26 protein-coding genes and 1 tRNA gene are annotated in these 24938 nt (G+C 62.4%); 12 read left to right on the top strand and 15 right to left on the bottom strand.

What is annotated here, in order from left to right:
* Positions 1-107: 107 nt before the first annotated feature.
* Positions 108-245, bottom strand: a complete 138-nt coding sequence (locus AAFO90_RS11525; protein ID WP_347509512.1) for a hypothetical protein — start codon at positions 243-245, stop codon at positions 108-110.
* 48 nt (positions 246-293) lie between these two features.
* On the opposite strand from AAFO90_RS11525, the gene AAFO90_RS11520 reads away from it, so the two are divergent.
* Positions 294-1235 (top strand): GNAT family N-acetyltransferase, encoded by a 942-nt coding sequence (locus AAFO90_RS11520; RefSeq protein WP_347509511.1) that lies wholly within the window; start codon positions 294-296, stop codon positions 1233-1235.
* A 51-nt stretch (positions 1236-1286) separates the two neighbouring features.
* On the top strand, positions 1287-2042 hold the full coding sequence (locus AAFO90_RS11515; RefSeq protein WP_347509510.1) for a 3-hydroxyacyl-CoA dehydrogenase: 756 nt from the start codon (positions 1287-1289) through the stop codon (positions 2040-2042).
* A 156-nt stretch (positions 2043-2198) separates the two neighbouring features.
* Here the strand turns inward: AAFO90_RS11515 and AAFO90_RS11510 are convergent, their stop codons facing one another.
* The 3 genes from AAFO90_RS11510 to AAFO90_RS11500 form a co-directional block, all read right to left on the bottom strand.
* Entirely contained in the window at positions 2199-3986 is a 1788-nt protein-coding gene (locus AAFO90_RS11510) for an ATP-binding cassette domain-containing protein (RefSeq protein ID WP_347509531.1), read from the bottom strand.
* 91 nt (positions 3987-4077) lie between these two features.
* On the bottom strand, positions 4078-4839 hold the full coding sequence (locus AAFO90_RS11505) for a GNAT family N-acyltransferase (protein WP_347509509.1): 762 nt from the start codon (positions 4837-4839) through the stop codon (positions 4078-4080).
* Between the two features lie 129 nt (positions 4840-4968).
* Complete coding sequence (locus AAFO90_RS11500; RefSeq protein WP_065273248.1) at positions 4969-5439, bottom strand: outer membrane protein assembly factor BamE; 471 nt, start codon at positions 5437-5439, stop codon at positions 4969-4971.
* A 98-nt stretch (positions 5440-5537) separates the two neighbouring features.
* On the opposite strand from AAFO90_RS11500, the gene AAFO90_RS11495 reads away from it, so the two are divergent.
* The 8 genes from AAFO90_RS11495 (at position 5538) to AAFO90_RS11460 (ending at position 12091) form a co-directional block, all read left to right on the top strand.
* Positions 5538-6074 (top strand): DUF177 domain-containing protein, encoded by a 537-nt coding sequence (locus AAFO90_RS11495; protein WP_347509508.1) that lies wholly within the window; start codon positions 5538-5540, stop codon positions 6072-6074.
* A 238-nt stretch (positions 6075-6312) separates the two neighbouring features.
* Positions 6313-6519 (top strand): 50S ribosomal protein L32, encoded by a 207-nt coding sequence (gene rpmF / locus AAFO90_RS11490; protein ID WP_065273246.1) that lies wholly within the window; start codon positions 6313-6315, stop codon positions 6517-6519.
* Between the two features lie 39 nt (positions 6520-6558).
* Positions 6559-7668, top strand: coding sequence for a phosphate acyltransferase PlsX (gene plsX, locus AAFO90_RS11485; protein WP_347509507.1), 1110 nt, complete (start codon positions 6559-6561; stop codon positions 7666-7668).
* Positions 7669-7689: 21 nt separating this feature from the next.
* Positions 7690-8661 (top strand): beta-ketoacyl-ACP synthase III, encoded by a 972-nt coding sequence (locus tag AAFO90_RS11480; RefSeq protein WP_065273244.1) that lies wholly within the window; start codon positions 7690-7692, stop codon positions 8659-8661.
* Between the two features lie 92 nt (positions 8662-8753).
* Positions 8754-9056: an integration host factor subunit alpha gene (gene ihfA, locus AAFO90_RS11475; RefSeq protein ID WP_065273243.1), complete on the top strand. Its 303-nt coding sequence runs from the start codon at positions 8754-8756 to the stop codon at positions 9054-9056.
* Between the two features lie 44 nt (positions 9057-9100).
* On the top strand, positions 9101-10720 hold the full coding sequence (locus AAFO90_RS11470; protein ID WP_347509506.1) for a MerR family transcriptional regulator: 1620 nt from the start codon (positions 9101-9103) through the stop codon (positions 10718-10720).
* A 72-nt stretch (positions 10721-10792) separates the two neighbouring features.
* A tRNA-Pro gene (locus AAFO90_RS11465) sits at positions 10793-10869 on the top strand.
* A 136-nt stretch (positions 10870-11005) separates the two neighbouring features.
* Complete coding sequence (locus tag AAFO90_RS11460) at positions 11006-12091, top strand: 2'-deoxycytidine 5'-triphosphate deaminase (RefSeq protein ID WP_065273242.1); 1086 nt, start codon at positions 11006-11008, stop codon at positions 12089-12091.
* 28 nt (positions 12092-12119) lie between these two features.
* Here the strand turns inward: AAFO90_RS11460 and AAFO90_RS11455 are convergent, their stop codons facing one another.
* The 7 genes from AAFO90_RS11455 to AAFO90_RS11425 all read right to left on the bottom strand — a co-directional run bounded on the left by AAFO90_RS11455 (position 12120) and on the right by AAFO90_RS11425 (position 19314).
* Positions 12120-12359, bottom strand: coding sequence for a hypothetical protein (locus AAFO90_RS11455; protein WP_065273241.1), 240 nt, complete (start codon positions 12357-12359; stop codon positions 12120-12122).
* 84 nt (positions 12360-12443) lie between these two features.
* Positions 12444-13121, bottom strand: coding sequence for an SMC-Scp complex subunit ScpB (scpB, locus tag AAFO90_RS11450; RefSeq protein ID WP_347509505.1), 678 nt, complete (start codon positions 13119-13121; stop codon positions 12444-12446).
* Positions 13121-13918: a ScpA family protein gene (locus tag AAFO90_RS11445; RefSeq protein WP_347509504.1), complete on the bottom strand. Its 798-nt coding sequence runs from the start codon at positions 13916-13918 to the stop codon at positions 13121-13123. The genes scpB and AAFO90_RS11445 overlap by 1 nt, the downstream gene beginning before the upstream one ends.
* Positions 13911-14918, bottom strand: a complete 1008-nt coding sequence (gene nagZ / locus AAFO90_RS11440) for a beta-N-acetylhexosaminidase (protein WP_347509503.1) — start codon at positions 14916-14918, stop codon at positions 13911-13913. The genes AAFO90_RS11445 and nagZ overlap by 8 nt, the downstream gene beginning before the upstream one ends.
* On the bottom strand, positions 14915-16171 hold the full coding sequence (locus AAFO90_RS11435) for an SPOR domain-containing protein (RefSeq protein ID WP_347509502.1): 1257 nt from the start codon (positions 16169-16171) through the stop codon (positions 14915-14917). The genes nagZ and AAFO90_RS11435 overlap by 4 nt, the downstream gene beginning before the upstream one ends.
* A gap of 93 nt (positions 16172-16264) precedes the next feature.
* On the bottom strand, positions 16265-18010 hold the full coding sequence (gene argS, locus AAFO90_RS11430; protein WP_347509501.1) for an arginine--tRNA ligase: 1746 nt from the start codon (positions 18008-18010) through the stop codon (positions 16265-16267).
* 152 nt (positions 18011-18162) lie between these two features.
* Positions 18163-19314 (bottom strand): deoxyguanosinetriphosphate triphosphohydrolase, encoded by a 1152-nt coding sequence (locus AAFO90_RS11425; RefSeq protein ID WP_347509500.1) that lies wholly within the window; start codon positions 19312-19314, stop codon positions 18163-18165.
* A gap of 92 nt (positions 19315-19406) precedes the next feature.
* Between AAFO90_RS11425 and AAFO90_RS11420 the strand changes: the two genes are divergently transcribed.
* A complete protein-coding gene (locus tag AAFO90_RS11420) occupies positions 19407-19730 on the top strand; it encodes an iron-sulfur cluster assembly accessory protein (protein ID WP_065273234.1) in 324 nt (107 codons plus the stop codon).
* A 94-nt stretch (positions 19731-19824) separates the two neighbouring features.
* On the opposite strand, the gene AAFO90_RS11415 is transcribed toward AAFO90_RS11420, so the two are convergent.
* The 3 genes from AAFO90_RS11415 to AAFO90_RS11405 form a co-directional block, all read right to left on the bottom strand.
* Positions 19825-20781, bottom strand: a complete 957-nt coding sequence (locus AAFO90_RS11415; protein WP_347509499.1) for a DMT family transporter — start codon at positions 20779-20781, stop codon at positions 19825-19827.
* Positions 20781-21842 carry a hypothetical protein gene (locus tag AAFO90_RS11410; protein WP_347509498.1) on the bottom strand — a complete coding sequence of 354 codons (1062 nt, stop codon included), beginning with the start codon at positions 21840-21842 and terminating at the stop codon, positions 20781-20783. The genes AAFO90_RS11415 and AAFO90_RS11410 overlap by 1 nt, the downstream gene beginning before the upstream one ends.
* A 161-nt stretch (positions 21843-22003) precedes the next feature.
* Complete coding sequence (locus AAFO90_RS11405; protein WP_065273231.1) at positions 22004-22363, bottom strand: DUF6749 family protein; 360 nt, start codon at positions 22361-22363, stop codon at positions 22004-22006.
* Between the two features lie 396 nt (positions 22364-22759).
* Here AAFO90_RS11405 and xth point away from each other — a divergent pair, with 396 nt between their 5' ends.
* Positions 22760-23566 (top strand): exodeoxyribonuclease III, encoded by an 807-nt coding sequence (gene xth / locus AAFO90_RS11400; RefSeq protein ID WP_347509497.1) that lies wholly within the window; start codon positions 22760-22762, stop codon positions 23564-23566.
* Positions 23567-23597: 31 nt separating this feature from the next.
* Here the strand turns inward: xth and AAFO90_RS11395 are convergent, their stop codons facing one another.
* Positions 23598-24776, bottom strand: a complete 1179-nt coding sequence (locus tag AAFO90_RS11395) for an FAD-dependent monooxygenase (RefSeq protein ID WP_347509495.1) — start codon at positions 24774-24776, stop codon at positions 23598-23600.
* Positions 24777-24938 lie beyond the last annotated feature (162 nt).

Below are 24938 nucleotides of genomic sequence, written 5' to 3'. Positions count from 1 at the left end.
TTTGTTGCTGCCTGCGCTGCTTTGCCTGCCGTGTCGGCCCTTCTCCTCCCACGGGAGTGGGAGTGCCCCGTTATTGAGCGCAGAGCACACCGCACCCGGCGGCAGGGCTAGAAGAACAGAAACTCCGCCAGCGTCAGCAGGATGAAGACCGGAACCGACAGGCCCGTCGCCACAAGAAGGGCTGCGGTCTTGCTGATCCGGGGGCTGGGGGCGCATCGGCCCAGAACTTGGGACTGTTTTTTCATGCGCCCCATTAACCCTGAATTAGGTTTCCACTCGGTAAACATATAGGCATGTTTGATTTCATTCCTGCCGAAACGGCCCAGACCTCGATCCAGCCCGGACGGCACGACACCCTGCCCCAATCCGAAGAATTTCTGCGCGCGCTGCGGGCGACCGGGCAGGATCCTTTGGTCCTGGAGCGGATGAACAATACCACCGTCCTGCGGCAACGGTTCTGGGGCCGCATCGACGTCGCCATGGTCAACCGGGCCACGGTGCACAAACCCCTGCGCCTGCTGGAAATGCTGCAAGAAGAAGGCCTGCGCCGCACGCCGGTGATCCTGTCACCGGAAACCCCCACACCCGAACTGGCCCGCCACGGCGCGGTGCCTCTGATGGGCCCCGCCAGTGTCGCCCGACTGAATCTGGCGCCCTGCCCCGATGCCCGCCGCGCCGCATTACATCAGAAATGGCGCAACCAGCTGAGACACGGTGAATCTCAATCCCTGCGCCTGACGCGGCAGAACATGCCGGTGGATCCGACTCACTGGCTGTTTGCGGCCGATCAGGCAAAGCAAACCGAACGCGGCTATCGCAGCTGGCCCGTCGGCCTGACTCTGACCTATGCGCAGGCCAACCCAGGCACGGCGAAACTGTTTCAGGCCTTCGAGGGCAAAGAGCCTGTGGCAGCGATTCTGGTGCTGCGCCACGGGCAGCATGCGACCTACCACCTGTCCCACAGCAGCGACCGCGGCAAACAGCTGTCGGCCCATAACCTGTTGATGTGGGAAGCGATGAGCTGGCTCTCGGCCCAGGGCTGCAAAACGCTGGATCTTGGCGTTATCAACACCGAAGACGCGCCCGGCCTCGCCCGGTTCAAACTTGGCACCGGCGCCGATCTGCACCGTCTTGGCGGCACCTGGATTTACTGGCCGCCGATGGGCCGCCTGCTGGCACCACTGGCGCGGCTGGACCGGCGCATGATGACGGCGGGTACCGCTGGACAGATCTGATCCCCCATGTTTATTTGAACACATGTTCAGATACTGGGAGGACCCCTGCTCATGAAACTTGACCAGACATGCGCGGTAATCACCGGCGGCGCATCCGGCCTTGGCGAGGCGACTGCCCGCCACTTTGCCGAAGGCGGTGCCAAGGTCACCATCCTTGACCGCGACGCCGAGCGTGGCGAGAAGGTGGCGGCCGAGATTGGCGGCTTTTTCGTTCAGACCGACGTCACCGACGAAGACTCGGTTGCCGCGGCGATTGCCTTTGCTGCCGAGAAGATGGGCCGGATCTCCGCCTGTGTGAACTGTGCCGGCATCGCCTATGGTATCAAGACCGTCGGCAAGGACGGCGCGCATCCGCTGGATGCCTACAAGCGCACCATCGACATCAACCTCGTCGGCACCTTCAACGTGGCACGGCTGGCGGCGGTAGAGATCGCCAAGAACGAGCCCGAGCCCGATGGCGCCCGCGGCGTGATCATCAACACCGCATCCATCGCGGCCTTTGACGGGCAAAAAGGCCAGGTGGCCTATTCCGCTTCCAAGGGCGGCGTGGTCGGCATGTGCCTGCCGATGGCGCGGGATCTGGCCTCTTCCGGTATCCGGGTGATGACCATCGCACCGGGCATCTTCATGACCCCGATGCTGGCCGGTCTGCCCGAAGAAGTGCAACAGCAACTGGCCGCCGATGTGCCGAACCCGCCGCGCCTTGGCGATCCGGCGGAATACGGCCGCCTTGCAGGTTTCATCGTCGAGATGGGTTACCTCAATGGCGAGGTGATCCGCATCGATGGCGCCCTGCGCATGCGTTGAAAATAGCGGATTAACAATACGTTAACCGAAAATATTAAAGGGGCGCCGTATCAGGCGCCCCTTTTCTTGTGGCAGCCTAATTACCGCATATCTAAATGAATAGTTAACGATAAGATGCTGATTTTAGACAATGTTTCGCACACGAAACAAATCCGCTCAGGCATCGCCCGCCTTTTCCTCCAGCTCCAGCCACTCTTCCTCTGCTGCAGCCAGTTTTTCCTGACGCTCTACAAGGGCTTCGGTGGCTTTCTTGAACTTCACCGGCTCGCGGGTGAACAGCTCGGGATCTGCCATCAGCTGTTCCAGCTTGGCGATCTCCTGCTCCAGCCGGTCGATCTCTTCCGGCAGGGCCTCAAGCCGGTGTTTTTCCTTGAAGCTCAGGCCTTCCTTCGGCGCCGCTTCCTGCTTGGGCTTTGGCTTGGACGGTTTTGACTTTTCGGCCTTTTCTTCGGCCTCTTCTGGCGCACGCTGGGACAGGTAGTCGCTCCAGCCGCCGGCATAGGCCGTGGCGCGCCCATCACCCTCCATGGCGATGGTGGTGGTGGCAACGCGGTCCAGAAAATCCCGGTCGTGGCTGACCAGCAGCACAGTGCCATCATAGGCGTCGAGCAGCTCCTGCAACAGGTCCAGCGTTTCCACATCAAGATCGTTGGTCGGTTCGTCCAGCACCAGAAGGTTGCTTTGCCGCGCCATCAGCCGGGCCAGCAACAACCGCGCCTTTTCCCCGCCCGACAGGGAGCGCACCGGCGCCCGCGCCTGCCGTTCATCGAACAGGAATTCCTTGAGATAACCCACCACGTGTTTGGGCTGGCCGCGCACCATCACCTGATCGGCCTTGCCGGAAATCCCCAACGCCGGATCGGTGGTAAGGTTTTCCCAGAGCGAGGCATCGGGATCGAGCTGATCGCGGGTCTGATCGAACAAGGCGATCTCCAGATTGGTGCCAAGGGTCACGCTGCCCGCATCCGGTTCTTCCAGCCCCAGCAGCATCTTCAGCAGCGTCGTCTTGCCCGCGCCGTTAGGCCCCACAAAGGCGACGCGATCGCCGCGCTGCACCTTCAGCGAGAAGTTTGAGACAATGGTCTTACCATCAAAGGCCTTGGAAAGGCCCTCGGCTTCTATCACCTTGCGGCCTGATTTGGGTCCGGCATCCAGCGCCAGTTCGGCCGCGCCCTGGCGTTTAATCTGCGACGCGCGCTCGGCCTTTAGGTCCTGCAGCGCCCGCACCCGGCCCATGTTGCGTTTGCGCCGAGCCGAAATACCTTCGACGGCCCAGCGGCTTTCGGATTTGATCAACCGGTTCAGCTTGTGCCGCTGCTGGTCTTCTTCTTCCCAGATCTTGTCGCGCCAGGCCTCGAAGGCGTCAAATCCCTTTTCCTGACGCCGCACTTGCCCCCGGTCGACCCACAGGGTGGCGCGGGTCAGCGCGCGCAAAAAGGCCCGGTCGTGAGAGATCAGCACGTAGGCCGCGCGGGTGGATTTCAACTCCCCTTCGAGCCAGGTGATCGCCTCGATATCCAGATGGTTGGTCGGCTCGTCCAGTAGCATCAGATCGGGCGCTTCGGCCATCAGCTTGGCCAGGGCCGCGCGGCGCCGTTCCCCGCCCGAGGCAGTCTCGACCGGGCGTGCGGGATCAAACTTCAACCCCTCGCCCGCGCGCTCCACCCGGTACATCTCGCCCGGCTCCAGGGCGCTGGCGGCGAAATCACCAAGCGTCGCAAACCCGGTCATCTGCGGGTCCTGCTCCATATAGCCCACCGATTTACCTGGCGGCACCACGATGCTGCCCTGGTCCGGTTCGACGAGACCCGCCATCACCTTCATCAGGGTGGATTTACCCGAGCCGTTGCGGCCCACAAGGGCAACCCGGTCACCGGGTTGCACCACGAGGTCGAGATCGGAAAACACCGGATCGCCACCAAAGGTGAGCGATATGCCGGACATCTGCAAAAGAGGAATTCGTGCCATGAAAGCCAGCTAAACCGGCCCGCGCGCGCCGTCAACGCCGACCACGGCTGGGAGCCGTGGAAATCGGCTACACCGGGGCTGCTACAGCGCGCAGCAGGCGTTTGCGCGTCTCCGGGATTGCACCGACATCGACGCCGGTAAAGACATGCAGCGTATTGAGGCCCTCATCCACCACCGCGTGATCGCTGACCCAGCCTCCCATCAACAGATAGGTCCGCAACAAAGGCGGCATATGGCGCAGGGCCACCTTCTGGTCGGGCACGCGCGCTGGGAGGCTGTCAAACCGCACCACCTGCGGCGCCTTGATCACAGGCTGCCACATGCCGGGCGCCAGATGGCGCTGCCTCAAGAGGGCAAAAGTGTCGAGATAGGGCGCAGCTTCCGTACCTGCGAAGGAACTGCACCCGAACAGCATCCGGATATCTTCGGCATCCACCAGGGCGGTGATCGCCCCCCAGGCGATGCGCAGGATGTCGGCATCCGCGGCGCCTTCCCGAATGCAGAACCGCCCGACCTCGGCCATGCGCCCCTCATAGGAACTGAGCCGGGACAGGTCATAGTATTGGGCGGCATAGCTTTGGGGAATGTCCTGACCGCTCTTCAGCGTCAGCATCCGGAAACACCCAATCAGTGCCCTGGTGTCCCGCTCTTCGATCAGTATGTGGCGGCAGCGGGAATCATAGGGATCACGATCCGGCTTCACAGTACCAAAGCATTGGCTGCGCAACTCTTGCGCCGCGTGAAGATCCGCATCTGTCCCTGCGAACCGGGCCAGATAACGGCCTTTGCTGAGGAGTGTTTCCGTCAGGAGCGTTGCAGACTGCGCCATTGCCGATCCCCCATGTGGCCGCCAGACCTCTCATCCGGCACCCCACCCGCGTTTCCATAGGGCGCAGTCAGACTAGCATCCCCTGATCACAACCGCACGACAGATACCGCAGCCCATGGCCATACCTGCTTACTGGTCGAGGATTGCATCCGGGGAGAAGTTGCCCAGGTTGCCGATCAACTGACGCAGGAAGGTCTTATCTTCGATGCTGGAGGATGTGACCCGGCGCTGCAGCGGGATCACCCGGCCATCCTCAAGCCCGAAACGCTGGATGCCGCTAACGACGCCGCGCGTGTCAAAGTTGACCGCAACCAGTTCGCGGGACACCGGTTTGGGCTCTGCAGCGCCATAATGGCGCATCCGGGTGGACACATAGTAGTAGCCGCTTTCGTTCAGCACGCCGGAAGACGACGGAATACCGATGCTCTCCGCAACCGAGTCTCGGCTGTCCACGCCGACGACCACTTCTGCCAGATCTTCCTCGGATGGCACATAGCCGTGCTTGCGATAGCTGGCCGCGCAGGCGGTCAAGGATCCGCACAGCAGCAGTGTCGCCGCCAGCTTTGCCGCTGATTTCAGCTTGATTGACTGTGCACCCATGATGCCCCCCGAAAGACTGCCGCGACCCCGGCTTGATTACGCCGCCCATCCCGATTACCTAATGCAGCCTTCTGGTTCAAGAAACGAAAGTTTGCAAAATGGCTGACAGCACTGCTTTCCGGGTCGCGGATCTGCCGCAGAACGCCCCGACGCCCTTTGATATCCGCCCCGATGCCGAAGCCCTGGCTGACTTGGCGCGGGATCTGGAGGTCAACAGCCTGCGCAAGCTGCGGTTCGAAGGCGAGATCCGCGCCAGCGGGCGCCGGGACTGGGTGCTGACCGCCACCCTGGGCGCCACGGTGGTGCAGGACTGCGTGGTCACGCTGGATCCGGTCACCACCCGGATCGACCAGAAAGTGCGGCGACAGTACATGGCATCCTACGAGGAGCCGGAAGACGCCGAAGCAGAAATGACCGAGGATGAAACCATCGAACCGCTGGGCAGCAGCATCGATCCCTATGAAGTAATGATTGAGGCACTGACCCTGGCGATTCCCGCTTACCCGCGCAAAGAAGGTCAGGAACTGGGCGAAGCAGTGTTCGCTGAACCGGGTGTTAAACCCATGCGCGACGAAGACACCCGCCCCTTTGCCGCCCTTTCGGCTCTCAAGGAACAGTTGAAAGGCGACGACTGACGGTAAATGAGGCGGAAAAATACCGTATGGTGAACTTCCTGCTGGTACTGACGCCCCGCCTGCCCTAAAAAACCGCTTGCGCCGCAGAGGATTCGCAGTATTTTCGCGCGCTCATCGGAATTTTTGGTTGGACATCGGAGAGGCTGCGGCCTACACGCACGTCACACCGATCACGACAAAACAATGAAATCGCGCGGCGGGGATGGCCCCAAGGCGCCAAGCAGACAAAGGTTGAGACATGGCCGTCCAACAGAACAAAGTATCCAAATCGCGCCGCAACAACCGTCGCGCGCACGATGCCCTGGTTGCTGCAAACCCGAACGAATGCTCCAGCTGCGGCGAACTGAAGCGTCCGCACCACGTGTGCCCGTCCTGCGGCCACTACGACGATAAAGAAATCGTTGCAGCGAACGACGAAATCGACATGGATGAGGACGCGGCGTAAGCCCTCCTTTGATCACATAACGCCAGGCAGGCTTTACCTATGACGGGCAAACCCGATCAATCCAAAGCGCAGACTGGTAAAATTGTGATTTCTGTCGATGCCATGGGCGGAGATGCCGGCCCTGCCGTAGTGGTGGCCGGTATCGCGAAATCCGCCGAGAAGAACCCGAATATCGGATTCATTCTACATGGCCCCGAAGACGAATTGGCACCCTTGGTTGCCAAACGGCGCATCCTGGCGGATCGCGTCGTTATTCGTCATGTCGACAGCGTTGTCACCATGGACGACAAGCCCAGCCAGGTCATGCGCAATGGCAAGGGCACCTCGATGTGGTCCGCATTGGACGCCGTGAAGAACGGCGAAGCCGCCGGGGTCGTCTCTTGCGGCAATACCGGCGCGCTGATGGCGCTCAGTATGCTGCGCCTGCGCAAGGTGCCGGGCGTCAACCGCCCCGCGATTGCGATTCTCTGGCCATCACGCAACCCGCAGGGGTTCAACGTGATGCTGGATGTGGGCGCCGATGTGCGCGCCGACGCGCAGGATCTGCTGCAATACGCGCTGATGGGCACCTCCTATACTCGTAATTCCATGGATATCGCCCGCCCGCGCGTTGGCCTGCTCAACGTCGGCACCGAGGAACACAAAGGCCGCGCCGAGCTGAAAGAAGCCCACGCGCTAATCGCTGAAAATGCCGGAATCGCCGATTATGAATTTGTCGGCTTTGTCGAAGGCAGCGATATCCCCGGCAATATGGCAGATGTCATCGTCACCGACGGCTTTACCGGAAATGTCGCGATCAAGACCGGTGAAGGCACCGCCAGCCTGGTCCGCTCGGCCTTGCGCGAGGCCTTTGAATATTCCTTCCTGTCCAAGATCGCGGCGCTGCTGGCCTATACCTCTCTGTCGCGGCTGGCAAAACGGATCGATCCGCGGCGCGCCAATGGCGGCGTGTTTCTGGGCCTAAACGGCACCGTGGTAAAATCCCACGGCGGCGCCGATGCCACCGGAGTATCGGCCGCAGTAAAACTGGCCTTCCGTCTGGCCGAGCAGGGTTTTGCCGAAAAACTGGCCGCGCGGGTTGCATCCGCCGTGGAGCTTACCCAAGATGCCGCAGGCTCCGACGACGACGACCGGATCTCAACAAAATAAGACCAAGAAGGCAGTCACAGAATGACGCGACGTGCAGTAGTTGTAGGCACCGGCCATTATCTCCCTAAACGCGTGGTCGAAAACGCGGAATTCGAAGCCACCCTGGACACCACGGACGAATGGATTCGCTCCCGCTCCGGGATTGAACGCCGCCATTTCGCCGAAGAGGGCGAAACCACCTCCTCGATGGCAACCGCAGCGGCCAAGGCCGCGCTCTCCGATGCCGGTCTTGTGGCTGACGATATCGACGCGATCATCGTGGCCACCTCGACCGCCGACCTGACCTTCCCTTCGGCGGCCACCATGGTGCAGGCACAGCTGGAAATGACCCGCGGCTTTGCCTTTGACGTGCAGGCGGTCTGCGCCGGCTTCGTCTATGCGCTCTGCAACGCAAACGCATTGATCGCCTCCGGTCAGGCTGACCGGGTTATGGTGATTGGCGCCGAAACCTTCTCACGCATCATGGACTGGACCGACCGGTCGACCTGCGTGCTCTTCGGTGATGGCGCCGGCGCGCTGATTCTGGAGGCACAGACCGGCGCGGGCACCAGCGATGACCGCGGGATTCTGGCCACCGATCTGAATTCTGACGGGCGCTACAAGGATCTGCTTTATGTAGACGGCGGTGTTTCCACCCAATCGACCGGCCATCTGCGCATGCAGGGCAACCAGGTTTTCCGCCATGCCGTGGAGAAACTGGCCAAGACCGCAACCACAGCTCTGGAACGCGCGGGCCTTGGCGCCGAAGACGTGGACTGGATCGTGCCGCATCAGGCCAATATCCGCATCATTCAGGGCACCGCCAAGAAGATGGGCCTCAGCCTCGATAACGTTGTGGTGACCGTTCAGGACCACGGCAACACCTCTGCTGCGTCGATTCCACTGGCCCTGTCGGTCGGCAAGGAACGCGGCCAGATCAAGCCCGGCGACCTGATCGTCACCGAGGCGATCGGCGGCGGATTGGCCTGGGGCGCGGTCGTGCTGCGCTGGTAGCACGGGCCAGCGCAATCTCGCAGCGCGCAATTCATTGATATTGACAGTGAAATTCCCCAGCCCCTATGCTTGAGCAAACAACGGGGACTGGTATGAGCGAAAAAACTCTGACGCGAATGGATCTGAGCGAGGCCGTTTTCCGCGAGGTTGGCCTCTCCCGCAATGAAAGCGCGCAACTGGTTGAAAGCATGCTGCAGCACATGTCAGACGCCCTTGTCCGCGGGGAACAGGTGAAAATCTCTTCTTTCGGCACCTTTAGCGTCCGGGACAAGACGGCACGTGTGGGGCGCAATCCCAAAACCGGTGAAGAGGTTCCGATTCAGCCACGCCGTGTGCTGACCTTCCGGCCCTCCCATCTGATGAAAGACAGAGTCGCTGACGGCAACCGCAGCTGAAGACGGCTGCCCCGACCGGTCCAGAACCAACGGAATCAATACCCATGTCCAAATCACCAGACGCCTTCCGCACCATCAGCGAAGTGGCGGAATGGCTGGGGGTGCAAGCGCATGTCCTGCGCTTCTGGGAAAGCAAATTCACCCAGGTAAAACCGGTCAAGCGAGCCGGTGGGCGCAGATACTATCGCCCTGCGGACATGCTGCTCCTAGGTGGCATTCGCAAGCTGCTGCATGACGATGGCATGTCCATAAAGGAAGTTCAGGCAATTCTGCGCGACCTTGGCATTACCCATGTCTCCGAGATGTCCCATAGCCTTGATACGGCCTCCCCCGGAGAACCGGACGGAACCGGATCCGGCGGTGGGTTCGCCCAGAGCAATGCAGCCACAGATTCTGCCGCAGCGCATCCCGGCGCTGGCGCAACGCCTGGGGCCAGCGTCGAGGGCGCCCCCGAGATCGCGGGTGAAAGCGCAGGAGCGGAAGAAGACTCGCCGCGCCCCGCCAGCCATCTGCCGTTTTTCGAACAGGAACAATTTGATCCCTTTGCAGAGGTCGCTGACGAAAGCCAGGCGGGCGCCGTGCCCAGTGCATCGCAAGCTGAGAGCATTCCAGAGACCATCTCGGAACTGGATCAGGATGAGTCGCCACTGGTGCAGGCGGAGGCCGACGATACCCTGTCCGAGGCCACCAATGCGGAGCCCGACACATCGGCGGATCAACCTATTGCCTCTGACCTGTCGGAAGAACTTCCCCCGCCACAAGACGACCTGAGCGGCGAAGAAAGCCTGCCTTTCGACGAGGTGCAGCCCGTCTCCACAGAGCCGGAACCTGCACAGATCATGATGGACCTTGGCGGCCACGACGCCCCTGCCCCGGAATGCGAGGCAGACCCGGTGATCGAGGAAACCGCCGCGCCGGAGGCAACAGCCGAACCAGCCCCCTTCGCAGGAGAAGCGGACAGTACCACGGATGACACCGACAGCGAGGTCCAGTCGGCGCCGAATCCGGATGCAGAAGCGCTTGTGCCAACCGAAGATCAGGCGGAGCCTGCCTTCGAGGTCGGCTTCGCACCGGACGAGACCGTGCCGCCAACCGCGCCGATTGACCCTGCTGTGCCGCTCACCAGCCACCTCGACGCTCCCACGCCCTTGGGTGAGAGCGAGCCCGCCGAGCTGGGCGACGCCCACGCCGACCCGATGGCCGAGGAAGCGCCGACTGAGGTTATGGCTACGGAGCAAGACGAGCCTGACCCCGCATCCGAGCAAGCCCCTGTCGAAGCCATCCTGCCTGAGGAACTCTCAGAGCAACTGGACGAGGAACTGGCCGAGGAACTGGCCGAATCCGACGCAGATGCAGCCCTGCAGGATGCCATGGATGCAGATGCACCGCGGGAAGGATTTGCCCCTCCGGGCCTGCCGGACAATGCGGAGCAGGACGCTGCAACCGATGCGCCCGAAGCAGGTTTCCCCCCGACCGGGGATCTCCCGATGGAGGAATCCAAGCCGCGAATCATTTCCGTGCCCGACGAAAATCTGGCCGCCCAGGTCAGCCTGCGTCCCGGTGTTCTGGCCCTGTTGTCGCAGACAACGGAACTGCGGCCCGAAGTGCGCGCCGAAGTTGCCGAATGCGCCGCCGAGCTGCGCCAATGGCTGGAAGCACATTAATTTTCCAAAGCAGCGGAAAAACTTGGCAATGCCTCTTGCCCCCGCCGGGAAAAACGGTAGAAAGCGCTTCAACGGGCTATGGCGCAGCCTGGTAGCGCGTCCGTCTGGGGGACGGAAGGTCGCAGGTTCGAGTCCTGCTAGCCCGACCATACAAAACGCCTGGGTGTTTGCGCACCCAGGCGTTTTGTGTATGTGTAGCCTGGGGTTACAGATCGGGACCATCATCTGGGTCGTCTTGAACAGCAGCCCGACCGGGCGGATGCCCGGCCAGACGGGAGAAAGACAATGACAGGCGTTTTACCCAGCCAGACACTGGAAACCATGCTGCAGCAGGGCGAGATCACCCTGTCCGAGCCTTTGATCGACGGGCAAATCCAGCCTGCAAGTCTGGACCTCCGGCTGGGTCACGTGGCCTACCGCGTGCGCGCCTCCTTCCTCTCTGGACACGGCAACACGGTCGCTGATCGCCTCTCTGAATTTGAAATGCACCGCATTGATCTGGATGGCGGCGCTGTTCTGGAAAAGGGCTGCGTCTACGTGGTGCCGCTCCTCGAAGGTTTGGCCCTGCCGCATGACGTCTCCGCCGTGGCCAATGCCAAAAGCTCAACCGGGCGGCTGGACCTGCTCACGCGCACCATCACCGATGGCGGCGAGGAGTTCGACCGCATCAAGCCGGGTTACACCGGGCCGCTGTATGCCGAGATATGCCCGCGTTCCTTCTCCGTGCTGGTGCGCCCCGGCATGCGGCTCAATCAGATCCGCTTCCGCACCGGTCAGGCGGTGCTGAGCGATCAGGAACTAAGCGCGCTGCACGCAGAAAGCCCGCTGGTGGATGGCGAGGCGGTGATCGAGGATGGCTTGGGCTTTTCCGTGGACCTGCAACTGCCAGGTACCGATCTAGTGGGCTACCGGGCCAAACCGCATACCGGGGTGATCGATCTGGACCGGATCGGCGAATACGATCCGCAGGATTACTGGGAAGAGGTGCGCACCACCAAGGGCCGCATCATTCTGGATCCCGGCGCCTTTTACATCCTTGTCAGCCGCGAGGCCGTGCATATCCCGCCCGCCTATGCCGCCGAAATGGCGCCCTATCTGGCCATGGTCGGGGAATTCCGGGTGCATTACGCGGGCTTTTTCGATCCCGGCTTCGGTCACGCTTCAGTCGGCGGAGCAGGATCGCGTGGCGTGCTTGAGGTGCGCTGCCACGAAGCGCCTTTCGTGCTGGAACACGGGCAAGTCGTCGGTCGATTGGTCTATGAACGTATGGCTGAGGTGCCGCAGCAGCTATATGGCGCGGGCATAGCCTCCAACTATCAGGGACAGGGACTGAAACTGTCCAAGCACTTCAAACAGCCGCAATCTAGCTGACGCCGGAAGCGCCCCCAGGCGGAAAAGCTCAGCGGTTGTCCCGCTGGGCGCGCCGCGCACGCCGCTCCTGCCGCATCTCGCGGATCCTTTCGCGTTCAGCGCGTTCTTCCGCCTCTGCCGGTGTCTCGGGTCGGTTTTCCGCCTGCCCGCCCCGCCCGCGTTTTCCACTGCGCCCCGACAGCGCGTTGAGCCCCGCATCCACGCCAGAGTTGACGGCCCGCCCGACAAGGCGGCGCATGATCATGTTGAGAATGGATTCGACGTTCATCATTAGGCTCCGGTTCCGTTCACATGCCATTGTGACATCGGAATGGGACGATTTATTGGCAGGCTGCCCCCGCACACGAAATCGTCAGCTTTCGAACAGCTCTGGCTGCTCCTCGGGATCCTCGTCCCCGCCGTCACCGCCCTGCCCCGTCGGGAAGCTGCCCGGCGGCGGGCGGCTTTCCAGCAGCCCAGCAGAGCGCAGTTCCTTCAACCCCGGCAGGTCGCGGGCGCTTTCCAGACCGAAGTGATCCAGGAACACCGGTGTCACCACGAATGTTACCGGGCGGCCCGGCGTCATGCGGCGGCGACCAAGGCGGATCCACTCCATTTCCAAAAGCTGATCAATGGTGCCACGGGACACCGATACGCCGCGGATCTCTTCGATCTCGGCCCGCGTCACCGGCTGATGATAGGCGATGATAGCCAGGGTTTCGATCGCAGCGCGGCTCAGCTTGCGGGTCTCGACGATTTCCTTCTGCATCAGGAAGCCAAGGTCCGGCGCCGTGCGGATTGCCCAGGCATCGCCGACGCGCACCACCCTGACACCGCGCCCCTCGTAGCGTTTGCGCAGGTATTCCAGCGCCTCGCCCGGGTTGCAGCCATGCGGCATGCGGGCCTCCAGATCACGGAGGGTGACAGGCTCGGTACTGGCGAACAGCACCGCCTCGACCATGCGCTCCTGCTCGGCCATGGGCGGGGCATCGAACAGGCTGTCCGACTCCTGCTGCGCCTTTTCCGGCTCCTGGTTGCTGAAATCTTCCATCAGGTGTTCCCGTTCAGGTGGCGCAACTGGATCGGCGCAAAGGTCTCGTTCTGGCGGATTTCCAGCTGGCCTTCCTTGACCAGCTGCAGGGAGGCGGCAAAGGTCGCCGCCGTGGCAGAGCGCCGTTTCACGGGATCACTGTGCCAGCCATCCGGCAGGTAGCTCAGCATATCGGTCCAGCTGCCGGTAAAACCAATGAGACCGCGCATCCGCTCCAACGCCTCCTCCATGGTGAAGACCGAATCCCGGTCCATCACAAAGGGGCGAAAATCGTCGCGGGTGCGGATCCTGGCATAGCCCTGCATCAGGTCGAGAAGGTTGGCGCTATAGGTCACGGTGCGGATACGTTCGACCGTTTCGCTTTGCCCACGGGCAAAGAAATCCCGCCCCAGCTGGTCCCGCCCCATCAGCCGCGCCGCCGCATCGCGCATGGCCTGAAGCCGCTCCAGCTGGAACGCCAGATGCGCCGCCAGTTCCTCCCCCGAGGGGCCTTCTTCTTCGGGGTCGGGGGGGAGCAACAGCCGCGATTTCAGGAAGGCCAGCCAGGCCGCCATCACCAGATAATCAGCGGCCAGTTCGATCCGCAGCTCCTTGGCACGCTCCACGAAACTAAGATATTGCCGGGCAAGCTCCAGAACCGAAATACGCCGCAGATCCACCTTCTGGGTGCGCGACAGCGTCAACAACAGGTCGAGCGGCCCCTCATAGCCGTCGACATCGACAATCAGCTCCTCAGCCGCCAGCCGATCCTCGACCGAGGGCTGAACTTCTTCCGGAAAAAGTGACTCTTCAGACATAAACCTTTCCGCCCATCAGGGCAGCAAGTTCGGCCTCGGCAGCCTCTATGTCAAGCGCAGCGGGGGTTTTGCGCGCCGCGATGGCCCGCAGGGCGCGGTTTTGCCCCACCTCATCCAGGGTTCCGGCAGCCTCTGCCACCTGCGTACGCACGGCAAGATCGGCATTGCACAGCAGAACGATATCGCAGCCCGCCGCCCGGGATTGTCGGGCGATATCTGCCGGTGCGCCCTGCAGGGCCTTCATCGAGATATCGTCGGTCATGATCAGCCCGTCAAAACCGATGTGCTTGCGGATCCGCTCCATCACCGGGGGCGACAGGGTCGCCGGGCGCGGATCAAGCGCGTCAAAGACGATATGTGCGGTCATTGCCATGGGCAGGTCATTCAGCGCCCGGAAAGCCGCGAAATCCGTTGCTTCCAGATCGGCGGCTGATGCAGCCACATGCGGCAGGTCCAGGTGGCTGTCCGCCACCGCACGGCCATGGCCGGGAATATGTTTCAGAACCGGCACCACGCCGCCATCAAGATGCGCCTCGGCCACCGCGCGAGCCAGTGCGGTCACATCCGGCAAAGCCTCGCCATAGCAGCGATTGCGCAGAAACGGGTGAGTGTCGGCAGAGGCGATATCTGCAATCGGGGCGCAGTTGCTGTCGATGCCAAGCGCGTGCAACTCATGCGCAATCAGGCGATAGCGCAGATACATGGCCCGTTCGGCGCCGTCACCAGCCTGAACCGCGTGTTCCATCGGCGGCAGCCAGTCGCGCCCCAGTGGCGGGCGCAGGCGCTGCACCCGGCCACCTTCCTGATCGATGGTGATCAGGCAATCGCGGCCCACGGAGTCGCGAAGCTCTCCGCAGAGGGCACGGACCTGATCTGCAGAGCTGATATTGCGGGCAAACAGGATAAAGCCAAAAGGATCCGCATCGCGGAACAGGGCCTTTTCATTCTGGGTGAGGCGCAGCCCCTCTGCATCCAGAATGGTCGCGCCAAATCCTGTCATCGGGTGGTCACGGGGATGCAGTCGGCATTGCCTGCCACCAGTGCAGAGCAGAACCGGCGGGCATCGGACAGCCCGTCAAAGCCCATGGCCCGCAGACGGTAGAAGGTGCGGCCACCGCTTTCGGCGCGCTGGATCACCCGTTTCTTGTCGGCAAGGTAGTCGTCGAACTGCGCATAGATCCGGTCCCATTCGGAGCGGGCGACCTCAGCACTTTCATAAGCGCCAAGCTGCGCCAGGCGCGTACCAGCGGGCAGGCTGTCGGCAGAAACCTCGATCGCGACAGCAGAGCTGGGAGTTGCGGCCGGGGCAGCTGCGGGGGTGAACCGCGCAGGCCGCAGGTTCGGGCGCAGCGAAACCTTGACGCCCGGCGCTTTTAGCAGCGCGGCAGAAGGTTGCGGCGCGGAGGAAACAGCGGCGATTTCAACCGGTTTCAGGGGCTGCGGCTGTACGATCTCGGGGGCCGCGACAGAGGCATTGGAAACCTGCTCCGGCGCTGCATCCGATGTCTCTGCACCAAGAGGCGTTACCCCATCGGTAAGTTCAGCCACTAGGGCGTTGATGTCACCGCTTTGATAGGCGGCCAGAGACTGATCCGAAACTGCGGGCGCCTCGCGGTCGGCGCGGTTCTGTTCGGCCTGCTGCGCCAGTTCCGACATCGGCCGGTCGTCCTCGGTCAGCTCAATGGGTTGCGGCGCCAGCACCAGACGCTCTGCTGGATCCTCGGCAGTGCCGGTTGCGGCCACGGCGTTCACTGCCAGCCCCTGATGGTCTGCCGGACGGCCGCCGGGGTTTTCCGGCTGCACGCGCATCGGCCCTTCGACCGCGCGCACCACAGGCACGCCGCTGACATCGCGCATCACCAGCTTGTAGCCCCAGACGCCGATCCCGACGACCAGCGCCAGCGAAGCGACCGCACCGAGCATTCCGGCCATCCGGCCAAATCCTGCCCGCCCGGCAGGCGCAGCATCCTCGGCGTAGCCGTAATCATCGGCCATATAGGCATCCGCCTCATAGCCGGTCCCATCGGCCTGCGCCGGATCAAAGCCACCAAAACCCTGCGGTGCATAGGACGCGGCAGGGGCTGCAGTGGCTTGGGGTGGAACAAAACTCTGCTGTGCCTGCGGCTGGACCGACGGGTCATAGGCACCGAACTGCTGCTGTCGCTGATACTGAACACCACCGGCAGAATCGCCACCTGCGACTCCGCTCTGGTCATAGGCCGGGCGCGTGCCCGCCTGCGTAAAATACGCCATTATCCGCCTCACTGCCCGTTTCATGCGCCACATCACCTGCGCCGCATTTTCGGGTCTCTTGAACTGCCTCGTTCCGGCGGTCTGTGCGTATTTTTATCGCATCTCTTCCGCCGGGGTCACGCCAAGAATACCAAGACCAGCGGAAATGACAATGGAAACGGCCCGTGCAAGTGCCAAATTGGCATGTGTTGCCGATTGGCTGCTCTCGTTAACAAATCGTAAACTTTTGTCGCTTTTGCCGAGATGGTACAGGCCGTGCAGATCCGAAGCCAGATCGTAGAGGTAGAAGGCTACGCGGTGCGGCTCGTTGCTGCGGGCAGCAATTTCCACCAGGCGCGGCCATTCCGCCAGCTTGCGGGCCACCGACAGCTGCGCCGGAGCGGCCAGCAGCGACAGATCCGCATCGGCTAGGGCCGCATCATCAGAAGCGATTCCCGCCTCTTCCGCCTTGCGCAAGGTCGAGCAGATCCGCGCATTGGCGTATTGCACGTAAAAGACCGGGTTGTCTTTGGACTGCTCCAGCGCCTTGTCGAGATCAAAGTCAAAGCCCTGATCGTTCTTGCGGGTAAGCAGCATGAAACGGGTCACATCCGGACCCACGGCCTCGACCACGTCGCGCAGGGTAACAAATGTCCCTGCCCGTTTGGACATCTTGAATTCCTGACCGTCCTTGAACAGCTTCACCAATTGGCACAGCTTGATATCCAGCGGCACCTTACCATCGGACAGGGCCGACACAGCGGCCTTCATGCGCTTCACATAGCCGCCGTGATCGGCACCAAAGATGTCGATCAGCTCGTCAAAGCCACGCTCCACCTTGTCATAGTGATAGGCGATATCGGGGGCGAAATAGGTCCAGGCGCCATCAGATTTCTTCACCGGACGATCCACGTCATCGCCGTGTTCGGTGGATTTGAACAGGGTCTGCTCACGCGGCTCCCAGTCTTCCGGCTTCTTGCCTTTCGGCGGCTCCAGCACGCCTTGGTAGATGAGTCCCTTGGCATCAAGACTTTCCAGCGCGGATTCGATCTTGCCGGTGCCATAAAGCGATTTTTCGGAGAAGAAGACATCCATTTCGATGCCGAGCAGCTTCAGATCCTCGCGGATCAGATCCATCATCGCGTCGGTAGCGAAATTGCGCACTTCCTGCAGCCAGACGTCTTCGCCTTTGCCGACATAGGCATCGCCTACCTTATCCTTCAGCGCCTGGCCGACCTCGATCAGGTAATCGCCGGGATAGGTTCCATCCTCGAATGCGACCTCCTGGCCGTGCGCCTCAAGATAGCGCAGGTAGACGGAACGGGCGAGCACATCGACCTGACCGCCGCCATCGTTGATATAATATTCGCGGGTGACGTCATAACCCGCGTAGGCCAGCAGCGAGGCCAGCGCGTCGCCGAAGACCGCGCCGCGCGTGTGCCCCACATGCAGCGGGCCGGTCGGGTTGGCGGAGACATATTCCACGTTGACCCGTTTGCCCTGCCCCAGCTCGGATTTCCCATAGGCCGTGCCATCCGCCAGAACGGAACCCAGAACACCCTGCCAGACGGACGGTGCAAGACGCAGGTTCAAAAAGCCCGGACCGGCCACTTCGGCAGAGGTGATCCGATCATCCTGCGCCAGATGTGCCGCCAGTGCCTCGGCAATATCGCGCGGCTTTTTCTTGGCCGGTTTCGCCAGCACCATGGCTGCATTGGTCGCCATATCCCCATGCGCCGGATCGCGGGGCGGCTCCACCGCCACGTTGTCGAAAGAAAGCCCCTCGGGCAGCGTGCCGTCGGCGGTCAACGCGTTCAGGCTGTCGATCACAAGCGAGCGGATATCGTTGAAGAGGTTCATATCGGGCGTCCTATTGGTTTGATCTAGCGGATACCCACGCCTGCGTCAGGGGTCAACCATCAGAGACCGCCACAAGGCCTGTCATGCCCCAATGGGCAGCGCAAACTGGTCCGCAACGCCCGAATGGCCCTCATGCGCGCCAGTCCACTGCGCTAGGCCGCAGGTTTCCCCAGGATCAGCCGCTCATGTTCCTGCAGCGCAAATCGGTCCGTCATGCCCGCAATGTAATCCGACACCAGACGCGCAAGAACGGTCTGGCTGTCCGCAGCGCGGATCTCGGCGTGCCAGCGCTCCGGCATCTGATAGGGGTTGGCCAGAAAGTAGGGAAACAACGCTTCGACCACCTGCGCCACCTCGGCGCGTTTCTTCATGACCTTCGGCGCCCGGTACATGCGCTGGAACAGGAACGCACGGATCTCCTTCAGATCCCTCCACAACCCGTCGGAAAAGGCCACTACCGGCGCGCCCAGCGCGCGCACATCTTCGACGCTTTGCACCCCGGCCTCCTGCAACAGGCCGCGAGAGGTCGCGATTACATCCTCGACCATCACGCCAAAGACCCGCCGCAGCGCCTCGTGTCGGCGCCGGTTCAGCTCAAGCCCAGGATAGCGCAGGTCCACCTCGCTATAGGCCGACCCGACGATGGGCAGATCGGCGATTTCCACATCGCTAAACAACTCTGCCCGCAACCCGTCGTGCAAATCGTGATTGTTATAGGCGATATCATCGGCCAGTGCCGCCACCTGCGCTTCGGCGCTGGCGTGGGTGCTGAGCTCCAGATCCATGGTGTCGTTGAATTCGGCCAGCGCCCAGGGCAGCGGGCCAGTGACCGGGCCATTATGCTTTGCGATGGCCTCCAGCGTTTCCCAGGTCAGGTTCAGCCCGTCGAAATTGGCATAGTGGCGTTCAAGGCTGGTAACGATGCGGATTGCCTGTGCATTATGATCAAAACCGCCATAGGGCGCCATCAGCGCATGCAGCGCATCCTCGCCCGTATGGCCAAAGGGCGTGTGCCCCAGATCATGCGCCAGCGCGACCGCCTCAGTCAGTTCCTGATTGAGCCCCAGCGCCCCGGCAATCGTCCGCGCCACCTGCCCGACCTCGATCGAATGGGTCAGCCGGGTGCGGTAGTTGTCACCTTCGTGTTCGACAAAGACCTGCGTCTTGTGCTTGAGCCTGCGAAAGGCGCTGGCGTGGATGATGCGGTCACGGTCCCGTTGAAAGGGAGAGCGGAAGTAGCTTTCTTCCTCGGCGACCAACCGGCCACGGCTCCGATTTGGCATCGTCGCAAAAGGCGCATTCATTTCTGATCTTTATCCTTCGCAAATCTTGTCGCCCGCCCAGGACTTTCTATATATGGGTTAGCACGCGGCACCACATATTTGGGAGAAAATATATGCAATTGCCCCCAAAAGTCACAGAACGCGCCTTTGCGCGCCTCGCCGAGATCGGCGCCGCCGGTCAGGGTCAGGCTTTGCGGGTCGCCGTCGAAGGGGGCGGTTGTTCCGGTTTCCAGTATGAGATCGGCCTCGACACCCCGACGCCCGAGGATCTGGTGCTCGAAGGCGGCGGTGAAAAGGTTGTGGTGGATGCGGTTTCGCTGCCGTTTCTGGAAAACGCGGTCATCGATTTCACCGAAGAGCTGATCGGCGCGCGTTTCACCATCGAGAACCCGAATGCCACCTCCAGCTGCGGCTGCGGCACCTCCTTCTCGATGTAAGTCTTCTCATCCGGGCGCCAGATGGCGTACGTCAGCGCCCGGAGAGCAACAGACCGGTTTTAATCGACGGACATACCGGCAGGCAACGACCGAATTACGGATCGGAGCGCATCGCGGCAGCTGCACTATGGCGGACCCGCTGCCGCGCAGTGATCACCGCCCTGCCCCAGACAGCCTGCCGCGGGGCCAGTTGATCCCAGACCAGATAGATGCCCGAGGCAGCAATCACTGCGGCGCCCATCCAGGTGCCCTGCCCCGGTAGCTCGCCAAACCCAAGGGCGCCAATCAGCACCATCCAGACGAATTGCAGGTTCATCAGCGGCGTCACCGCATAGGATGGCAACCGCCGCAACGCCGCCACCAGCAGCCAGCGCGCCCCGAACAACAGCCCGGCATAGCTCAGCGCCCAGACCACATCCGCCATTGGCATCGGCAGCCAGACAAAGGGCAGCACCGGCAGCATGACAAGGCTGAGCACCAGATTGGGATAGAATACCTGCGCCAGCACGTTCTGCTCATGCCGCCCGATATAGCGTGACAGGGTGATTGACAGCGTCCCCAGCGCTGAGGCCCCCAGCGCCACCGCGTGGCCTGCGGTCAGGCTGGAAAGACCGCCCGGAAAGACGCAGATCACCCCACCGAAACCCGCCGCCAGTGCCAGCCAGGCACCGGGGCGCACCGGCTCGCGCAGGACCGGCGCCGACATCAGCCCGGCCAGAAGCGGCATCAGCCCGATAAAGATGAACACCTCGGCAAAGGGCAGCAGACGGAAGGCATAGAAGAAACACAAGGCCGCCGCCACCGTGGCCGCGGACCGCAGCGCCATGGCCCAGCGGCAGTCCGTGCGCAGCCCGTCCGGTAGCGACCGGGCGCCGCCGCGGATGAAGGTGGTCGCGGCGCAAAGCCCCGCCACAACCGCCCCGGACAGAGCATAAAGCTGCGCCGGGGCATAGCCGCCCGCCAACAGCTTGGTAATGCCATCGGCCGAGGCGATGAACCCGGTATAAAGGACAGCGAACATCGCGCCGGTCAGGGCAAAGGGCAATCCCATCACGCCCGCCCCGCATGGCCGCTGCGCAGGAAGCCTTCGAAGAACTGCCCGAAGCAGGCGCAGCTGTTTTCGGCTTGCGCCAGTACGTTTCGCTGCGCCGGATCCAACCCTGACGCCAGCCTGTCCCGTGCCAACGCCCAGTCCCCGCCGCGCGCCACGTCTGCCTCATACAGAGCCATGGACAGGCTGCGCAGAACCCCGGCGCCCTCAGGCGCCTTCAGGTGCGTCGCGCCCTGCGGCAGACGGTGGTCAAAGGCCTTCCCGCCAGTCAGGGCGCGTAGCCAGTTGCAGACAAAATAGCAGTGATAGTCATCGCCCCCGCCGGTAAAGCCCTGCGGTATTGCGGCGAAACCATCGGTTTGCGCGGTCAGCCAGTCCTCCCAGATCATAGACACCTCTCCCCCGGCATAGCGCAGCGCGATGCAGATCTCGGCAAGCAGATCCGCATCCTGATCGAGAAATGACACCACCCCGGCGTACTCCAGACTGCGCAGCGCTGCCTGGCTCAGCCCCGGATCCCTGCGACCGTATTCGGACAGGTAGAACACGATATGGGTGAGCTCATATCCCGCCTTTTTGTTCGGCAGCGCAAAGGTCTGCGAGTTTTCGATGAAATCATGCAGACGCTGATCCAGCCCCGGCAAGTCCAGCATGATCCCCCGGCGCGCCAGCAGCCGCCGTGCCTCGGCCCGTTGCAGGTCGGACAATTCGGCGCCCACCAGATCGCTGCCCTCAACCCAGGCAGCCATCTCTTCACCCTTGCCGCCATCCACTCCCAGATCCTCCAGGTCAAGACAGATGGACAGGATGAAGCGGTAGTATTGCCGGAAGAAACTCAACCGCCGCTCTGCTGTGTCGTAAAACGCCTCGAAAGGTGCAAGTGCCACGACCGGCACCTCTGCCCCCGTGCATTCGAGAATATTCAGCAACTCGGCGTTTTCCTTCAGCCAGAACACATTCTCCCGGCTGCGCCGTTGCCGCGCAAAGGTATCGCTTAGCACAGCCACATTGCCCCCCGGGGGCCGGATACGATCTGTCGGAAAGGCAAGAACCTGTGCCATGGAGGCGAGCTCCTTTTGTGCGCTGTGCAGTGGGTGGTGGGCAGTAGAAGGATCAGTATTGCGGGCACCCCCGGATCGGATCGGCGGTGCCCCCGCTTTTAGATGATCAGGTCATGATCATCGCCCCTGTTTATGGTGCGGTTTTTATAGGGGCACCTGCCTCAGCTGCCCGAGGAAAACAGGCCGGTGACATCCCCCTGATCGGTGCGCGCCCGGGCCTGCGGCGCCGAGCCCGAGGAAAAAAGACCGGTCAGCGCGCCGCTGGACTGGCTGCCATCCGCAACCGGTGCAGAGCCCGAGCTGAACAGCGAAACCGCCTCACCGCCAAAACTATCCGCGGCACACGGCGCGGAACCGGAGCTGAACATCTCCGCACCGCCGCCTGTCATCAGGTCCGCAGAGGGCGCCGATCCGGACGAAAACATCTCGACAGCTTCGCCGCCAAACAGGCTGGCAGCGGCAGCCTCAGCGGATGAAGTAGCGGCAGATTGAACGTCATTTTTCTTGAGCAAAGCAGTCATGGAAACCTCCGAGTGTTGGGCATTATCGCCACCAAAACGCTGGCACGGAGCTGGCAATTCCCAAACCGGAATCTGCAATTTCAGGTTGCTTTTTCCGCGGCAGACACTTTAACTTTCAAATCCAAATTACCGTTTAATTACAGGTATTTAAAACCATACACACCTTATACTAATCCTTATCCACAAAGGCAGTCCTGCAAGACCAAAAACAACAACCCTAGGTGGATACATGCAAAGTCGCAAAACGAGCCTTTCACCCGTCAGCGCCAGCCCGCATAAGTGATTCGCCCCTCCGTGGCCAGCCCTTGCTCTGGCCCCCTGTTTGGGCGATAGATCGGCAACCCCAAATGCCCCGCCCGCACCCCTGCGGTCGCCGGGCGCGCCTGGAGATCCGACATGAAAATCGCCACGTTCAACATCAACGGCATCAAAGCCCGCGCCAATGCCCTGCCCGACTGGCTCGATGAAGCACAGCCGGATGTTGTTCTGCTGCAGGAAATCAAATCGGTCGACGAGGCCTTCCCGCGCGAGATTTTCGAAGAACGCGGTTACAACGTCGAAACCCATGGTCAGAAAAGCTTCAACGGAGTGGCGATCCTGTCAAAACTGCCGCTCGAAGATGTCAGCCGCGGATTGCCCGGCGATGACAGTGACGAGCAGGCGCGCTGGATCGAGGCCACCGTGGTCGGCAAACAGGCGATCCGCATCTGTGGGCTTTACCTGCCCAACGGCAACCCGGTGGAGCTGACCGACGATGGCAGCCCGGTGCCCGGCGGCAAATACGCCTATAAACTCGCGTGGATGGAGCGGCTGCGCAATCGCGCCAAGGATCTTCTGGCCGATGAGATGCCCGCACTGATGGCCGGGGATTACAACATCATCCCCCAGCCCGAGGATGCCAAACGCCCCGAGGCCTGGGCCGAGGATGCCCTGCACCGCCCCGAAAGCCGCGCCGCCTTCCAGCGGATCGTCAACCTCGGCTTTACCGAGGCCTTCCGCGCCCGTCAACAGGGGCCGGGCTATTATTCCTTCTGGGATTACCAGGCAGGCGCCTGGAACCGCAACGACGGGATCCGCATCGACCATTTCCTGCTGACCCCGCAGGCGGCGGATCTGCTGACGGATTGCCAGATCGACAAGGATGTGCGCGGGCGGGAAAAGCCGTCGGATCACGTGCCCGTCTGGGTCGAACTCGACATCTGAGGCCGCGGCGCGGCGCCTCAGCCCAGCCGGATCAGCCCGGCTGCGGCGCAGTCACATCGTGGCGGTAGATCCAGTCGAACTGTCCCACCATCATCTGCGGCGCCAGCCGTCCAGCCAGTTTCAGCACCTGATGCGCAGGCCAGTTAAACGGCGGGCGCAGGTGATATTTCCAGGCATTGCCGGTGGCGGCGGCCACCACTTTCTCCGCGCGGGCGCGGCGACGGTTCTGATAAAGCGCCAACCCGGTTTGCATGTCAGGGGCCTCTTCCAGCGCGGCGCAGAGCGTCCAGGCATCCTCAAGCGCCAGATTGGCCCCCTGCGCCATAAAGGGCAGCGTCGGATGGGCGGCATCGCCCAACAGCGCCATGGAGTCGCCATACCAATGCTCTGCCACCGGGTGCCGGAACAGCCCCCAGAGCGCCACATCCTCGACCGCGTCCAGGAGATCCTTTGCATCGCCGCCAAATCCGGTAAAGGCGCGGCGCAGATTGTCCGGGTCGTCCTTGAGGTTCCAGCCTTCCTCGGCCCAGCCGCGCCGCTCCTGCGCGGCGACAAGGTTGACGATGGAGCCGTCCCGCAGCGGATAGGCCACCAGATGGCGGCCCGGCCCCATGAAGACCTGCGCCTCAGCCGTCAGGCCGATATGGTTCGGCACGATGGCGCGCCAGGCGACCTGTCCGGTGAAGAACGGCTGCCGCGGGGCGTTGAGCGCCGCGCGCACCCGCGAATGTAGCCCGTCTGCGCCGATCACCAGATCACCGCCACAGCCCGCCCCATTGGCCAGATGCACCATCGGCTCCGGACCCGGCTCGACCCGTTCGACCTTTTGCAATAGGCGTACCTTCACGCCCTCTTGCCGGGCGGCATCCGCCAAAAGGCCGATCAGATCCGACCGATGCACAAAATAGTATCGCAGATCCGCCGCGTATTGCTCCAGATCGAGGCGCAGAACCTCAGCCCCTTTGGCATGGCTGCGCAGCACCACAGCGCGGGCCCGCGGGGCAGTCCAGGCCAGATCCTCGGCCAGGTCCAGCGCCTGCAGCACCGCCAGACCGTTCGGGGTGATCTGCAACCCGGCGCCCACTTCGGAAATCGCCTCGGCCTGCTCCAGAACCGTGACCCGCGCACCCTTGCGGCGCAGGGCGACCGCCGCCGCAAGACCGCCAATACCAGCGCCCACAATGGTGATTTTCTTATCCGTCAGTTCCATGGGTCGCCTACGCAGATTCTCCGGTCCGGTTTCCCTTATACCGTGCTTACGCCAAAACCCGAAATTTTTCGTGAGTGACGACCCTGAAGCTATCTGACACTTGGTTTCGGAAGGTTTCCCACTGGTTGGGCAGGGTCTCCCGAAAGAACTTCAGGATCGCAT

Origin of the sequence: Phaeobacter sp. CAU 1743 (genome assembly GCF_039839315.1) — a bacterium.
GTDB classification, from domain to species: Bacteria; Pseudomonadota; Alphaproteobacteria; order Rhodobacterales; family Rhodobacteraceae; genus Phycobacter; species Phycobacter gallaeciensis_A.
This window is presented reverse-complemented; position numbering and strand designations above follow the sequence as displayed.